The organism is Pseudomonas yangonensis (genome assembly GCF_009932725.1).
GTDB lineage: Bacteria > Pseudomonadota > Gammaproteobacteria > Pseudomonadales > Pseudomonadaceae > Aquipseudomonas > Aquipseudomonas yangonensis.
In genome coordinates, this window is the sequence record NZ_BLJU01000011.1 from 1 (window position 1) to 13,669 (window position 13,669).

At 64.9% G+C, this 13,669-nt stretch carries 13 protein-coding genes; 5 read left to right on the forward strand and 8 right to left on the reverse strand.

Annotation, left to right across the window (positions count from 1 at the left end):
- The coding region (locus GYB81_RS13975) for a hypothetical protein (RefSeq protein WP_218573892.1) at positions 1 to 385 on the reverse strand (385 nt) is incomplete at its 3' end.
- Positions 386 to 397: 12 nt separating this feature from the next.
- On the reverse strand, positions 398 to 1,282 hold the full coding sequence (locus GYB81_RS13980; RefSeq protein WP_161866095.1) for a glycine zipper 2TM domain-containing protein: 885 nt from the start codon (positions 1,280 to 1,282) through the stop codon (positions 398 to 400).
- 587 nt (positions 1,283 to 1,869) lie between these two features.
- On the opposite strand from GYB81_RS13980, the gene GYB81_RS13985 reads away from it, so the two are divergent.
- The 4 genes from GYB81_RS13985 (at position 1,870) to GYB81_RS14000 (ending at position 6,366) form a co-directional block, all read left to right on the forward strand.
- Positions 1,870 to 3,021, forward strand: a complete 1,152-nt coding sequence (locus GYB81_RS13985; protein ID WP_161866096.1) for a glycerophosphodiester phosphodiesterase — start codon at positions 1,870 to 1,872, stop codon at positions 3,019 to 3,021.
- A gap of 60 nt (positions 3,022 to 3,081) precedes the next feature.
- Positions 3,082 to 4,473 carry a DUF2868 domain-containing protein gene (locus GYB81_RS13990; protein ID WP_161866097.1) on the forward strand — a complete coding sequence of 464 codons (1,392 nt, stop codon included), beginning with the start codon at positions 3,082 to 3,084 and terminating at the stop codon, positions 4,471 to 4,473.
- 141 nt (positions 4,474 to 4,614) lie between these two features.
- A complete protein-coding gene (locus GYB81_RS13995) occupies positions 4,615 to 5,988 on the forward strand; it encodes a GTPase/DUF3482 domain-containing protein (RefSeq protein ID WP_161866098.1) in 1,374 nt (457 codons plus the stop codon).
- Between the two features lie 9 nt (positions 5,989 to 5,997).
- Positions 5,998 to 6,366 carry a hypothetical protein gene (locus tag GYB81_RS14000; RefSeq protein WP_233787577.1) on the forward strand — a complete coding sequence of 123 codons (369 nt, stop codon included), beginning with the start codon at positions 5,998 to 6,000 and terminating at the stop codon, positions 6,364 to 6,366.
- Here GYB81_RS14000 and GYB81_RS14005 read toward each other — a convergent pair.
- The 4 genes from GYB81_RS14005 to GYB81_RS14020 form a co-directional block, all read right to left on the reverse strand.
- Entirely contained in the window at positions 6,345 to 7,406 is a 1,062-nt protein-coding gene (locus GYB81_RS14005; protein ID WP_306342581.1) for a transporter substrate-binding domain-containing protein, read from the reverse strand. The genes GYB81_RS14000 and GYB81_RS14005 overlap by 22 nt on opposite strands.
- A gap of 71 nt (positions 7,407 to 7,477) precedes the next feature.
- Complete coding sequence (locus GYB81_RS14010; protein ID WP_161897865.1) at positions 7,478 to 8,272, reverse strand: thymidylate synthase; 795 nt, start codon at positions 8,270 to 8,272, stop codon at positions 7,478 to 7,480.
- A complete protein-coding gene (gene lgt, locus GYB81_RS14015; RefSeq protein WP_161866133.1) occupies positions 8,272 to 9,072 on the reverse strand; it encodes a prolipoprotein diacylglyceryl transferase in 801 nt (266 codons plus the stop codon). Before lgt ends, GYB81_RS14010 begins: the two co-directional genes overlap by 1 nt.
- A 10-nt stretch (positions 9,073 to 9,082) precedes the next feature.
- Positions 9,083 to 9,865, reverse strand: a complete 783-nt coding sequence (locus tag GYB81_RS14020) for a sulfite exporter TauE/SafE family protein (RefSeq protein WP_161866134.1) — start codon at positions 9,863 to 9,865, stop codon at positions 9,083 to 9,085.
- 131 nt (positions 9,866 to 9,996) lie between these two features.
- On the opposite strand from GYB81_RS14020, the gene GYB81_RS14025 reads away from it, so the two are divergent.
- Positions 9,997 to 10,740 carry an NRDE family protein gene (locus GYB81_RS14025; RefSeq protein WP_161866135.1) on the forward strand — a complete coding sequence of 248 codons (744 nt, stop codon included), beginning with the start codon at positions 9,997 to 9,999 and terminating at the stop codon, positions 10,738 to 10,740.
- Between the two features lie 121 nt (positions 10,741 to 10,861).
- On the opposite strand, the gene ptsP is transcribed toward GYB81_RS14025, so the two are convergent.
- Both ptsP and GYB81_RS14035 read right to left on the reverse strand, forming a co-directional pair.
- A complete protein-coding gene (ptsP, locus tag GYB81_RS14030; RefSeq protein WP_161866136.1) occupies positions 10,862 to 13,141 on the reverse strand; it encodes a phosphoenolpyruvate--protein phosphotransferase in 2,280 nt (759 codons plus the stop codon).
- 18 nt (positions 13,142 to 13,159) lie between these two features.
- Positions 13,160 to 13,639: an RNA pyrophosphohydrolase gene (locus GYB81_RS14035; RefSeq protein ID WP_161866137.1), complete on the reverse strand. Its 480-nt coding sequence runs from the start codon at positions 13,637 to 13,639 to the stop codon at positions 13,160 to 13,162.
- Between the last annotated feature and the right edge of the window lie 30 nt (positions 13,640 to 13,669).

Consider the following 13,669-nt stretch of genomic DNA (forward strand, 5'->3'; position numbering starts at 1 on the left):
CAGGTGCAGGTGCAGGTGCAGCAGCCTGTGCCTGGGCGTCTGGCGTGTCGAGCTGTACCAGCCAGCCGCTGGTCTGGTTCGCACTGCCACTGGCCAGACGCTGACCGGCGTTGTTGGTGCTGTACCACTGCAAATCTGTGGCCGCCGCGCACTGGCTGGCGATCAGGCTGCCGAGCTTGGGCAGCAGGCGGCCTACGGCGGCGGCATCGGGCGCCGCCGAAGCGAACGCGAAGCGCAGTTGCAGGCTGGCACCGCACCAGGGTTGCCCGGCGGCATGTTCAGCGAAAACTTCGACATTCTCCGCCTTGGAGTATGCCAGGCGATGGTCGGCAGCATGGGCCGAAACGGCCAGCGCAAGCAGGCCGAGAGCGAGCAAGGGTTTCATTTTGAAGCTCCGTCAGATCAGTTCCCAGGCGCCATCAGCGGCCTGGCAGGCCTGCACGGTCTGTTTCTCGCGACCACCCTGGGCGCTGACGTCGTAGTCCAGCGTGCGGCAGGTGGTTTGCGCCGCCACGGTCTGCTGCAGGGGCAACGCGTCGAGATCGATGGCGTCGAGATCGATGCCTTTGCTTGAAGCGGTGGCGTTATCAAGGCTGTCCAGATCGGTTGCGGTATCGGCCACCGCCTGCTGTTTCGTAGCGGTCGCGGGCACGACCTCGGCGACCAGGGGCGCGTAGACATAGCCGATGGTTACGCCGCGGCGGCCGACCATGATCCAGTCGCTATCGGTACGGCCGATGGCGGTGAAAGTGGTACCGACGGGCAGACCGCCAACCTTTTCGGCATTGACGTTCGGTGCATTGCGCACGTTGGCCGACTTGACCGCCCGATAAGGCTTGTTGATCAGTGTCATGTTGGCGACCGGCTGAATCGTCGGAGCCCGCTTGACGGCGACCTGGCGCTCTACGGTTTCGGTCTTGACCGGAGTGATGGTTGCCGAAGCGCCGCTGTGAGTGGAGGTCCACTGGCTGCTCTGACCATCGCGGGAGTATTGCAGGGCCTGCTGCGTCTGCTGGGCCAGCGCCTGACGATCGCGTTCGTCGAGCTTGGCACCAATGGTCTTGCCCAGATAGCCGCCGGCCAGTGCTCCGGCCAGCATGGCGACCTTGCGCCCGTTGCCGTTACCGATCTGGCTGCCAATCAGCACACCTGCGGTTGCACCAACCAGCGTGCCGATATTCTCCTTGTTCACCCATTCGTTATCGGAAAGGTTGGCGCATCCCGAAGCCATCATGATCGAGGCACTGAGCAGAACGGCTCCGGTCTTCTTTGCAAAATCCATCGGACTCCCCTAAGGCATCACTGAAAAACAGGCGTGACCAGGGAAAAGGCATGAATTTTCCGGTGAATAACCGCGCTCGTCCCTGATGCTGGCGTCAATTTACCCACACTTATAGATATCAAAACAACATCATCAGAAATAAATATCTACAGATCAGGTCTGTCTGGCTCAGGAACTTCAACTACCGGCCCTTGCGATGCGCTTACGTAAACCTGGGCCTGGGGTTATTCTCGAGCGCTGCTAGCCGCGACGAAACGTCGCGTGACAGACGCCGCCACTCCAACCTCTCTGGCTCAGCGAAAACCATTCGTCTGCACGAGAAATACGCCAGCCGGCTCGGAGGTCCTATTGACAACCATCTGGCCCTGGACGCTCTCGCTGACGGTCGCCAGTCGGAGGGGCTTCTGGGCGCCGGGCAGCCTGCTGCGGCTCAATCTGCCAACACGGGTCGGCTGACTGCTCGGCCTGCCGGCATGCGACTCTGCCCAATGGCGCACAGAACCGACCAGGCCTGGAAGTCTGTCGCACAATCGTCACCCTTACCGGTGCAGGCTTGGGTTTCCATCCCCGTGCACGGAGGTACCACCATGTTGAACAAACCGCTTCGCAGCTGGCTGCTCTGCGCCGGCCTGCTGCTACCGACCCTCGGCCTTGCCGCCCCCGCCGAGCCCGACAGCGTGCAGGCCGCCATCGACTGGGCACAGCAGCAGCCGCTGGCGCACAAGGGCAAACCCCGTGGCGACGCCAAACCGCTGGTGATCGCCCACCGCGGCGCCAGCGGTTACGTGCCCGAACACACCCTGGCCGCCTATGCCCTGGCCATCCTGCAGGGCGCGGATTACGTCGAGCCGGACCTGGTGATGACCCGCGACGGCCAGCTGGTGGCCCGTCACGACAACGAACTGGGGCTGACCACCGACGTGGCGCAACGCGCGGAGTTCGCCAACCGCAAGCGCACCCAGACGGTGGACGGCGTCAGCCTGGAAGGCTGGTTCAGCGAGGATTTCACTCTGGCCGAACTCAAGACCCTGCGCGCCATCGAACGCATCCCGCAGGTGCGCCCGGCCAACCAGCGCTTCGATGGCCAGTTCGAGATTCCCACCCTGCAGGAGATCATCGACCTGGTGAAGAGCCTGCAACTCAGCCAGCAGCGGGTCATCGGCCTGTATCCGGAAACCAAGCATCCGACCCACTTTCAGCAGATCGGCCTGGCCATGGAGCAGCCGCTGGTCAAGGTGCTGGGGCGCAACGGTTACGACAGCGCCAAGGCGCCGGTGTACATCCAGTCCTTCGAGGTGGAGAACCTCAAGACCCTCAGCCGCCTGACCCAGGTGCGCCTGGTGCAACTGCTGTGGACCGAGGGCCAGCCCTATGACCAGCAGGTGCTCGGCACCGGTCTGAGCTACGCGCAGATGATCACGCCCAAGGGCCTGAAGAACATCGCCCGCTACGCCAGCGGCATCGGCCCGGAGAAAGGCATGGTCATCCCGCGTGACGCCGCCGGCAACCTGACCACGCCGACCCGCCTGGTGCGTGACGCCCACGCGGCCAAGCTCAAGGTCCACCCCTACACCTTCCGCGCCGAGAACGCCTTCCTGCCCACCAGCCTGCGCAACGGCAACGAGCCAGCCGAGCGCGGCGATATCGAAGCGGAGCTGCGCGCCTTCCTCGCCACCGGCATCGACGGTCTGTTCATCGACCAGCCGGACATCGCCGTACGCCTGCGCGAACAACGCTGAGTCGCGCCGTGACGGATCAGGGGTTATCCTCAACCCCTGATCCGCACGACGAGACGCCGCGTGACTGACGCCTCCTCCCCTACGCCCCTGCAACGCCTCTGGCTAAGCGAGACCATTCGCCTGCGCGAGGAACACGCCGGCCCGCTCGAAGACGCCGAGGCCAATCGCCTGGCCCGAACCGAGGGCGGAGATCTGGCCCAGCGCATTGAGCATCGCGCCCTGCTACTGGCCCGCCGTGATGGTCAGTGGCAGGCGCTGCTGCACTGGCTGCAGGGCGCGCGCCTGGCCGGCCTGCTGCTCGCCCTGTTGGCGCTGCTCAGCGGTGCCGGCCTGGCCTTGGCGGCACTGGGCGACGGGCGTCAGCCGGTCAACGTGTTCTGGGCCCTGGGCAGCCTGCTCGGGCTCAACCTGCTGATGCTGGTGGGCTGGCTGCTCGGCCTGCTGCTGACACGCGACCACCCTGGCGCACTCGGTCGTCTGTGGTTATGGCTCAGCGAGAAGCTGGCGCGCGACGCCAGCGCCGCGCAACTGGCCCCGGCCCTGCTGCTGATGCTGCAACGCCAGCGCCTGACCCGCTGGGGCCTGGGGCTGCTGGTCAACGGACTGTGGACGCTGGCCATGCTCGCCGCACTGACCACTCTGTTGCTGCTGCTCGCCACGCGCCGCTACGGCTTCGTCTGGGAGACCACCATCCTCACTGGCGACACCTTCATCGCCCTGACCCAGAGCATTGGCGCCCTGCCCGCCCTGCTCGGTTTCAGCCTGCCGGATATCGAGGTCATTCGCGCCAGCGGCGATGCCGCCATCGCCAGCGAAGCCGCCCGGCAGAGCTGGGCCGGCTGGCTGGTCGGCGTGGTGCTGGTCTACGGCCTGCTGCCACGCCTGTTACTGGCGCTGCTGTGCCTGTGGCGCTGGCAGTCAGGCACGCGCAGGCTGCGCCTGGATCTCGACCTGCCGGGCTACAACCTGCTGCGCCAGCGCCTGCAACCGGACAGCGAACGCCTCGGCGTCTGCGACCTGGCGCCAGCTGCTCTGCACCAACCGCAAGGCGGCGCCAGTGCCCAACCCGGCAGTGGCGCCCTCCTGCTCGGCCTGGAGCTGGACGAGCGCCGCCCCTGGCCACCGCTGCCGTTACCCAAGGGCGTGGCCGATGCCGGATTGATCGACAGCCGCGAGCAGCGCCGCCAGTTGCTGGAACAACTGACCCGCTTCCCGCCCGAGCGCCTGGCCATCGTCTGCGATCCAAGGCGTTCGCCGGATCGCGGCACCCTGGCGCTGCTCGGCGAGCTGGCGCGCTCGTCTTCTGCCACACGCATCTGGTTGCTGCCGCCAGCGCCCGGCGAATGCCTGGACAGCGCCCGCCTGGCGGACTGGCATCAGGCCCTCGCCAACCTGGGGCTGAGCCACGGTGATACGGCGCCGCTGAACTGGCTGGAGACAGGGCATGACTAGAGAGCCGCAGGCACACGGCGTTCATGTAGGAGCGAGCTCTGCTCGCGAAGCTTTTGCCGTTTGCCATGGTTCGCGAGCAGAGCTCGCTCCTACCCCAATGCCCGCTCTCTTGCCTCCGAGCTACCCGGCCGAGACCACGCCATGAGCCCACCACTGAAACTTGCCCTGGTCGGCCATACCAACGTCGGCAAGACCTCGCTGCTGCGCACCCTGACCCGCGACGTGGAATTCGGCGAAGTCTCGCCGCGCGCCAGCACCACGCGCCACGTCGAGGGCGCGCGGCTGTCGGTGGACGGCCAGGCGCTACTGGAGCTGTACGACACCCCCGGCCTTGAGGACGCCATTGCCCTGCTCGACTACCTGGAGCGCCTCGACCGCCCCGGCGAACGCCTGGACGGCCCGGCGCGCCTGGCCCGTTTCCTCGAAGGCAGCGAGGCGCGCCAGCGCTATGAGCAGGAAGCCAAGGTGCTGCGCCAGTTGCTGGCCTCCGACGCCGGTCTGTACGTGATCGACGTGCGCGAGCCGGTGCTGGCCAAGTACCGCGACGAACTGGCGGTACTGGCCATGTGCGGCCGCCCGCTGCTGCCGGTGCTCAACTTCGTCGCCAGCGCCAGCCACCGCGAAGGCGAGTGGCGCGAGGCCCTGGCGCGTCTCGGCCTGCACGCCCTGGTGGCGTTCGACAGCGTGGCGCCGCCGGAGGATGGCGAACGGCGCCTCTACGAAAGCCTCGCCCTGCTGCTGGAGCGCTCGCGCCCGCAGTTGCAACGCCTGATCGAGGATCACGAAGCGCAACGTATCGCCCGGCGCCAGGCCGGTCAGCGCCTGATCGCCGAGCTGCTGATCGATTGCGCCGCCTGCCGCCGCAGCGTCGCTGCTCAGCCCCAGCTGGAGCAGGCCGCCGTGAGCGAGCTGCGCGAAGCCATTCGCCAGCGCGAGCAGCGCTGCGTCGAAGCGCTGCTGCGTCTGTATGCGTTTCGCAGCAGCGACGCCAGGGCCGGCGATCTACCGCTGCTCGATGGCCGCTGGAATGATGACCTGTTCAATCCGGAAACCCTCAAGCAACTTGGCATCAAGGTCGGGGGAGGCATGGCCGCGGGTGCGGCCACTGGCGTTGGCGTCGATCTGCTGGTCGGCGGGCTTACCATGGGCGCCGCAGCAGCGCTGGGCGCGGTGATCGGTGGCAGCGCGCAGACCCTGCGCAATTACGGGGAAAGGCTGAAAGGCAAACTGAAGGGCCAGCGCGAACTCACCGTCGACGACGCCGTGCTGCGCCTGCTGGCCCTGCGTCAGCAGCAACTGCTGGCCGCACTGAACGTGCGTGGACACGCGGCGATGAACGCCATCACCCTCGGCGCCCCACAGGAGACGCTGTGGCGCCAGGGCAGGCTGCCCGCGCCGCTGAATGTGGCGCGTGCTCACCCGCAATGGTCGTCACTCAACCCCGGCGCACGCCTGCAAGATAGTGAACGCCAGACGCAGCTCCAACAGCTATTGTCGGAGCTGGCCCAGACCTGAGGAGCACGCATGCTCGCCATGCTTCGCCGGTGGCTGCAGCGCAGAAGGCTCGAACGCGAGCCGGCTCGCAGCGCCGACCCTGTCACCCTGGAGATGATCGACACCGAGCTCGGCAACAGAATTCTCGAGCATCTCAAAGCCGAGGGCTGGCGGCAGGTCTCGCAGTACAGCCCGCTGGCCTTCGACAAGGGTATCGATTTCGACAGCTACCGCCTGCGGCGCGGCCGGAATGAATTGAGGCTGCAATGGGATAACTGGACGGAATGGGAAATCGAGGGTTGCCGCGAAACCGTCGAGGAAATCGCGCGACGGTTCGAACTGCAAGCAACGCCTCACGCAACACAGGCGCCGGGCGCTCAGGGACCCTCGCCCAGGTAATCGCTCACCGTTCGCGGCCACTGAGGTTCACTCAAGGTGCTCAGGATGGCCCGACCGATAGGCTCACGCAGCGGGCTGCCGTTGCGCACCAGGAATCCGTAGCTCTGGTTCTCGAAGGTGCCCGGGAGTATCTGCAGGCGCGCGCCAACCAGCTCGCGATTGCGATATTGCAGAATGGGTTTGTCATACACGATGGCATCGGCCTTGCCCTGCTGCACGGCCAGCAGCGCCTCGGTCAGATTCGGATAGCTGCTTTGGCGGATACGCTGCTCCTCCAACCAGCGCTCGCTGACGGTGCGCTGGACACTGGCGACATTCGCACCTTGCAGATCGCCGGGGCCCTGGATGCTGCCTTGCAGGTTGCTCACGGTCAGCGCCGTGGTCATCGCAGCGGTGAAGGTCGAAACCATGATCAGCGCGGCGAACATCCACACTACGGCCACCAACCGCCCACCCAGGGTAACCGGCGCCTTGTCGCCATAACCCACAGTGGTCATGGTCACTGCCGCCCACCAGAAACCGTCGCCCAAGCCCCGCACAGGCGCCTCGGGAAACTGCGTCTGATTGCGGCGCCGTTCGAATAGCCAGATCACGGTACCCACCAGCATCAACACCGCGACCAGCCCCAGGACCACACTGATGAAGCCCCAGGAGAACAGTCGCGTGAAGGTCCGCCACCCTCCCGTTGAAGAGGCAGCCGGCACGGCGATCGTCAGGCCGGTGAAGTAGAAGGGATGGGTGAAGTCGAAGCGCACCTCGCGCTCGGGCGTCATGGTCAGCGCCCCGACCACCACGTCGACTCTGCCCTGTTCCAGGCTGTCGAACAGTTGGCCGAAGGGCATCGGCTGGTACTCGAAGGCGTAGCCGTTCTTCTCGGCTATGGTGTTCCACAGATCGATGCTGATGCCGCTCCAGCTACCGTCGTCACGCTGGATCACGAAGGGCGGCACTTCGGTGATGCCGACCCGCAGCGGTTGGGGGTCGGCATGACTTGTCAGGCAACTCAGTACCAGCAGCAGGGCCAGTGCAATTCGGCTCACCAGAGACTCCCTCTTCACGTGTTCGGTGAAAGGGTAGCAAACCGCGCCCGACCAACTGCCCAGACGCAAGCTCAGACTGCCACTGGAGCCTTGATATGCGGATGCGCTTCGTAGCCGACTAGTTCGAAGTCCTCGAACCTGAAGGCCAGCAGGTCCTTGACCTCGGGGTTGAGCTTCATGGTCGGCAGCGGCAGCGGCTGGCGGGTCAGCTGCAGATCGGCCTGTTCGATATGGTTGGCGTACAGGTGGCAGTCACCGCCGGTCCAGATGAACTCGCCCGGCTGCAGGTCGCAGACCTGCGCCACCATCAGCGTCAGCAGCGCATAGCTGGCGATATTAAAGGGCACGCCGAGGAAGATGTCCGCCGAGCGCTGATACAGCTGGCAGGACAGCTTGCCGTCGGCCACGTAGAACTGGAACAGCGCATGGCACGGTGGCAGGGCCATCTGATCGACCAGCGCCGGGTTCCAGGCCGAGACGATCAGGCGGCGCGAATCCGGGTTCTTCCTGATCATCTCGATCAGCTTGGCGATCTGGTCGATGGACTCGCCATTGGGCGCCGGCCAGCTGCGCCACTGGTAGCCGTAGACCGGGCCGAGGTCGCCGTTCTCGTCGGCCCACTCGTCCCAGATACTGACGCCGTTGTCCTTGAGGTACTTGATGTTGGTGTCGCCCTGCAGGAACCACAGCAGCTCATGGATGATCGAGCGCAGGTGGCACTTCTTGGTGGTGACGATGGGGAAGCCATCGGCCAGGTCGAAGCGCATCTGGTAGCCGAACACGCTGTAGGTGCCGGTGCCGGTGCGGTCTTCCTTGAAGGCGCCGTGCTCGCGCACGTGGCGCATCAGGTCGAGATACTGTTTCATCAGGCGACTCCTTGAGCGGGCTGGCGCTTGTAGGCGTAGACGATCAGACCGATACCACCGAGTATCATCGGCAGGCAGAGAATCTGTCCCATGGTCAGCCAGCCCCAGGCCAGATAGCCAAGCTGGGCGTCCGGCACACGGACGAACTCGACGATGAAGCGGAACACGCCGTAGCAGGCGGCGAACATGCCGGACACGGCCATGGTCGGGCGCGGCTTGCGCGAATAGAACCAGAGGATGGTGAACAGCGCCACGCCTTCCAGGGCGAACTGGTAGAGCTGCGATGGGTGGCGTGCCAGTTGCTGCGGGTCGGTGGGGAAGATCATCGCCCAGGGCACATCGGTGGCCTTGCCCCACAGCTCGGCGTTGATGAAGTTGCCGATGCGCCCGGCGCCCAGACCAATCGGCACCAGCGGCGCGATGAAGTCCATCAGTTCGAAGAAGCTCTTGCCGTTGCGCTTGCCGAACCACCAGGTCGACAGCATCACCCCGATCAGGCCGCCGTGGAAGGACATACCGCCTTCCCATACCCGCAGGATCTTCGCCGGTTCGGCGACATAGGCAGCCAGATCGTAGAACAATACGTAGCCAAGGCGTCCGCCGAGAATCACCCCCATGGCCACCCAGAACACCAGGTCGGACAGCTTGTCCTTGTTCCAGGTCGAATCAAAACGCTCGAGACGGCGCGAAGCCAGCAGCCAGGCGCCACCGATACCGATCAGGTACATCAGGCCGTACCAGTGGATTTTCAGCGGGCCGAGGGCGACAGCCACCGGGTCGATCTGCGGATAAGGCAGCATCCAGGACTCCTTAGATGAAAAAACTCACGCCTACGCTCAGCAGCAGCAGGGCGAACAGACGCTTGAGCAACAGTGGCGACAGACGATGAGCCAGGCGCGCACCAAAACGGGCAAAGAACATGCTGGTCAGGGCGATGCCCAGCAACGCCGGGAGATAAACGAAACCGACGCTCCATGGCGGCAGATTCGCATTTCCCCAGCCGGTAAACATGAAACTCAACGCACCAGCGATGGCGATCGGCAAACCACAGGCCGCCGAGGTCGCCACCGCCTGCTGGATCGGCACGCTGCGCCAGACCAGAAAGGGCACGGTCAGCGAACCACCGCCGATACCGAAGATTGCCGAGGCCCAGCCGATCACGCCGCCGGCCACCGTCAGCGTCGGCTTGCCTGGGACATCACGGCTCGCCTTGGGTTTCAGGTCCAGCGCCATCTGTACGGCCACGATGATGGCGAAAGTACCGATGATCTTTTGCAGCATCGGCCCCTGGATCAGCGCCGCAGTCATCGCCCCCAGTGCTGCGCCGAGCAGGATGCCCAGAGTCAGCCAGCGAAACAGCGGCCAGCGCACCGCGCCTTTGCGGTGATGCTCGAGCAGCGAGTTGATCGAGGTGAAGACGATGGTCGCCAGGGACGTGCCCACTGCGAGATGGGTGAGGACGTCCGACGCCATACCCTGGGAGGTGAAACTCAACACCAGTACCGGCACGATGATCAGACCGCCGCCCACGCCGAACAGGCCAGCCAGTAAACCGGCAGCCGAGCCCAGCACCAGGTAGAGCAGCAGTTCCATCGACACCCCCAAAAACAAAGCGGCATGGTAGCGGAAATGCCCTAGGGTCTGTTGCCATTTCATCGACGCAACGGTTGCCGCCTGCGGCTCAGCTCGCTAGCCTGCCAGACTCCGCCACTGGAGAAACGCGCATGTGTCTGATCGTCTTCGCCTGGCAGCCGGAAAGCCCAAGGGTGCTGCGCCTGGCGTCCAATCGCGACGAGTTCTATACCCGCCCCAGCGCTGCGCTCAGTGAATGGCAGGATGCCCCGGGCGTTTTCGCCGGCCGCGACCTGCAAGCAGGCGGCACCTGGCTCGGCGTCACCGCTCAGGGCCGCTTCGCCGCGCTGACCAATATCCGCGACCTGAAGCAGAACGCCGGCCCGCGTTCACGCGGCACGCTGACCGCCGATTATCTGCTGGGGCAGGATCCGGCGCCTGCCTATCTCGATAGGATCATGCGCGACGCTGCCGAGTATCCCGGTTTCAACCTGCTGGTCGGCGACCGCCAGCAACTCTGGCACTTCAATTCTCAGGAAGGACGGCCTCGGCAACTGGAGCGCGGGTTCTACGGCCTGTCCAACGCCAATCTCGACACGCCCTGGCCAAAGCTGCTGCGTGCCCGAAAGGCCCTGAGCGATAGTCTCGAGGCCGAGGATGAAGCGCTGCTGGAGCTGCTGGCCGACAGAAGCCAACCCGCCGATCACCTGCTGCCGGACACGGGCGTAGGGCTGGCGACGGAGCGCCTGCTGTCCACTGCCTTCATCATCGGCGAGGCTTACGGCACCCGCGCCAGTACGGTGCTGAATCTTCACAGCAACGGCCGCTGGAATATCACCGAACGCAGCTTTGGGCCTCATGGCGTCGCGCTCGGCGAGGTCGCGTTGAACAGATAGCCCCGATGCAATCCGGGAACGCCAGTACAGGGATGAATTCCGTGTAGGAGCGAGCTCTGCTCGCGAAGCTTTTTACGTCGCCTGAGTTCGCGAGCAGAGCTCGCTCCTACCTTTATGCGAATCAGGCCTGGATATTGGACGCCGGGTTGATCACCCGACCCAGGCCCAGATTGCGCAGCGCCAGGTGCAGGGTGCTGTAGATCAGGTGCGGGTTGTCCATGGTCATCACCTGACCGAGCAACTCCTTGGCCTTGCTCTGGGTCACCTGACGCAGCAGCCATTTCACCTTGGGCAGGTTGGTGGCGTTCATCGACAGCGAATCGAAGCCCATGGCCAGCAGCAGCACGGCCGCAGCGGGGTCGCCGGCCATCTCGCCGCAGATGCTCACCGGCTTGCCCTCGAGATGCGCGTCGTTGACCACCTTCTGCAGCGCCTGCAGTACCGCCGGGTGGAGGAAGTCATAGAGGTCGGCGACCCGCGGGTTGTTGCGGTCGACCGCCAGCAGGTACTGGGTGAGGTCGTTGGAGCCCACCGAGAGGAAGTCCACCTGGCGCGCCAGTTCGCGCGTCTGGTAAACCGCCGCGGGAATCTCGATCATCACGCCGATAGGCGGCAGCGGCACGTCGGTGCCTTCGTCACGCACTTCACCCCAGGCACGGTGAATCAGGTGCAGCGCCTCTTCCAGTTCCTGGGTGCCGGAAATCATCGGCAACAGGATGCGCAGATTGTTCAGCCCCTCGCTGGCCTTGAGCATGGCGCGGGTCTGCACCAGGAAGATTTCCGGGTGGTCGAGGGTGACGCGGATGCCGCGCCAGCCGAGGAAGGGGTTCTCTTCCTTGATCGGGAAGTAGGACAGTGCCTTGTCGCCGCCGATATCCAGGGTACGCATGGTCACCGGCAACGGGTGGAAGGCCTGCAACTGTTCGCGGTAGGTGGCGAGCTGCTCCTTCTCGCTGGGGAAGCGCTCGTTGATCATGAACGGCACTTCCGTGCGGTACAGGCCGACACCCTCGGCGCCACGCTGCTGGGCACGGGCGACATCGGCGAGCAGGCCGGTGTTGACCCACAGCGGCATGCGGTGGCCGTCAAGCGTCTCGCAGGGCAGCGCGCGCAGGGCATCGAGCCCCTCGGTGAGCTGGCGCTCCTCCTCGACCACGTCGGCGTACTGCTTGCTCAGCAGCTCACTGGGGTTGGTGAAGACTTCGCCGTGGTAGCCATCGACGATCAGCTTGATACCGTCGATCTTCGAATACGGCAGGTCGACCACGCCCATCACCGTGGGAATACCCATGGCGCGGGCGAAGATCGCCACGTGGGAGTTGCCCGAACCGGTCACCGAAATCAGGCCGACCAGTTTGCCTTCCGGCACCTCGCCGAGCATCGCCGGCGAAAGCTCCTCGCTGACCAGGATGGTGTTGTCGGGATAGACCAGGGAAATCTTGCGCTCTTCCTGCAGGTAGGCGAGCAGGCGCCGGCCCAGGTCGCGCACATCGCTGGCGCGCTCGCGCAGGTAGGCATCGTCCATCAGCTCGAAGCGTTTGACGTGATCGAGCACCACCTGACGCAGGGCGCCCTGCGCCCACTGGCCGCTCTTGATGACCTTGCGCACCTCGTTACCCAGGGCGGCATCGTCGAGCATCATCAGGTACACGTCGAACAGCGCGCGCTCTTCCTTGCGCAACTGCGTGGCGAGTTTCTCGGACAGCTCCTGCATGTCCTCGCGCACCCAGCCCAGCGCCTTGTCGAACAGTTCCAGTTCGGCGTCGATGTCATCGACGCTGCGATCCGGTACCACATTCAGATCTGCCGGGGGCAGCACCACCACCGCAGTGCCTACGGCCGCCCCCGGCGCGCCCGGCACGCCGACGAACTTGGCCTCCTGTACGCCTTTGCCCTGGCGCCCCAGACCACGGATCGAGCCGGTCGCCTCGGCATGGGCGATAACCCCGGCGAGCTGTGCGCTCATGGTGACCAGAAAGGCTTCTTCGCCCTCGTCGAACTGACGGCGCTCCTTTTGCTGCACGACGAGCACGCCCATCACGCGGCGGTGGTGGATGATCGGTGCACCGAGGAAGGAGGCATAACGCTCCTCGCCGGTTTCGGCGAAGTAGCGATAACGGGGATGACTGGCGGCATCTTCAAGGTTCAGCGGCTCCTCGCGGCTGCCCACCAGGCCCACAAGGCCTTCGCTGGGCGCCATGCTGACCTTGCCGATGGAACGCTTGTTGAGGCCGTCGGTGGCCATCAGCACGAAGCGATTGGTTTCCGGATCGAGCAGATAGACCGAGCAGACCTGGCTGCCCATGGCCTCTTTCACGCGCTGCACAATGATCGTCAGCGCCGCCTTGAGATCCTTGGCGGCGTTCACTTCCTGGACGATCTTGCGCAGCGTATTGAGCATGCTCGATTGGGGTCCGTATCAGTCGCGCACTATCAGGCGCGGGGCGAGTTCCTTGAGCGCACGGCGATACACCTCGCGCTTGAATGTGACGACCTGACCCAGCGGGTACCAGTAGCTGACCCAACGCCAGCCATCGAACTCCGGCTTGCCGGTCAGGTCCATACGCACGCGCTCTTCGGCAGCGGTCAGGCGCAGCAGGAACCACTTCTGCTTCTGCCCGATGCACAGCGGCTGACTATGCGTACGCACCAGACGCTGAGGCAGACGATAACGCAACCAGCCGCGGGTGCAGGCGAGGATCTTCACATCCTGCTCTTCGAGGCCGACCTCTTCGTTCAGTTCACGGTAAAGCGCCTCTTCCGGCGACTCACGATCATTGATGCCGCCTTGCGGGAACTGCCAGGCGTCCTGATTGATGCGCCGGGCCCAGAGCACCTGGCCGACATCATTGGTCAGGATGATGCCGACATTCGGGCGAAAACCATCAGAGTCGATCACGGCAAGCAACCTCGTACACGCAAGTTCCGG

Coding starts and splice junctions, on each gene's coding strand:
- GYB81_RS14000 (WP_233787577.1), top strand. CDS start 5,998: ATGCTCGCCATGCTTCGCCGGTGGCTGCAGCGCAGAAGGCTCGAACGC.
- GYB81_RS13985 (WP_161866096.1), top strand. CDS start 1,870: ATGTTGAACAAACCGCTTCGCAGCTGGCTGCTCTGCGCCGGCCTGCTG.
- GYB81_RS14025 (WP_161866135.1), top strand. CDS start 9,997: ATGTGTCTGATCGTCTTCGCCTGGCAGCCGGAAAGCCCAAGGGTGCTG.
- GYB81_RS13995 (WP_161866098.1), top strand. CDS start 4,615: ATGAGCCCACCACTGAAACTTGCCCTGGTCGGCCATACCAACGTCGGC.
- GYB81_RS13980 (WP_161866095.1), bottom strand. CDS start 1,282: ATGGATTTTGCAAAGAAGACCGGAGCCGTTCTGCTCAGTGCCTCGATC.
- GYB81_RS14010 (WP_161897865.1), bottom strand. CDS start 8,272: ATGAAACAGTATCTCGACCTGATGCGCCACGTGCGCGAGCACGGCGCC.
- GYB81_RS14020 (WP_161866134.1), bottom strand. CDS start 9,865: ATGGAACTGCTGCTCTACCTGGTGCTGGGCTCGGCTGCCGGTTTACTG.
- ptsP (WP_161866136.1), bottom strand. CDS start 13,141: ATGCTCAATACGCTGCGCAAGATCGTCCAGGAAGTGAACGCCGCCAAG.
- lgt (WP_161866133.1), bottom strand. CDS start 9,072: ATGCTGCCTTATCCGCAGATCGACCCGGTGGCTGTCGCCCTCGGCCCG.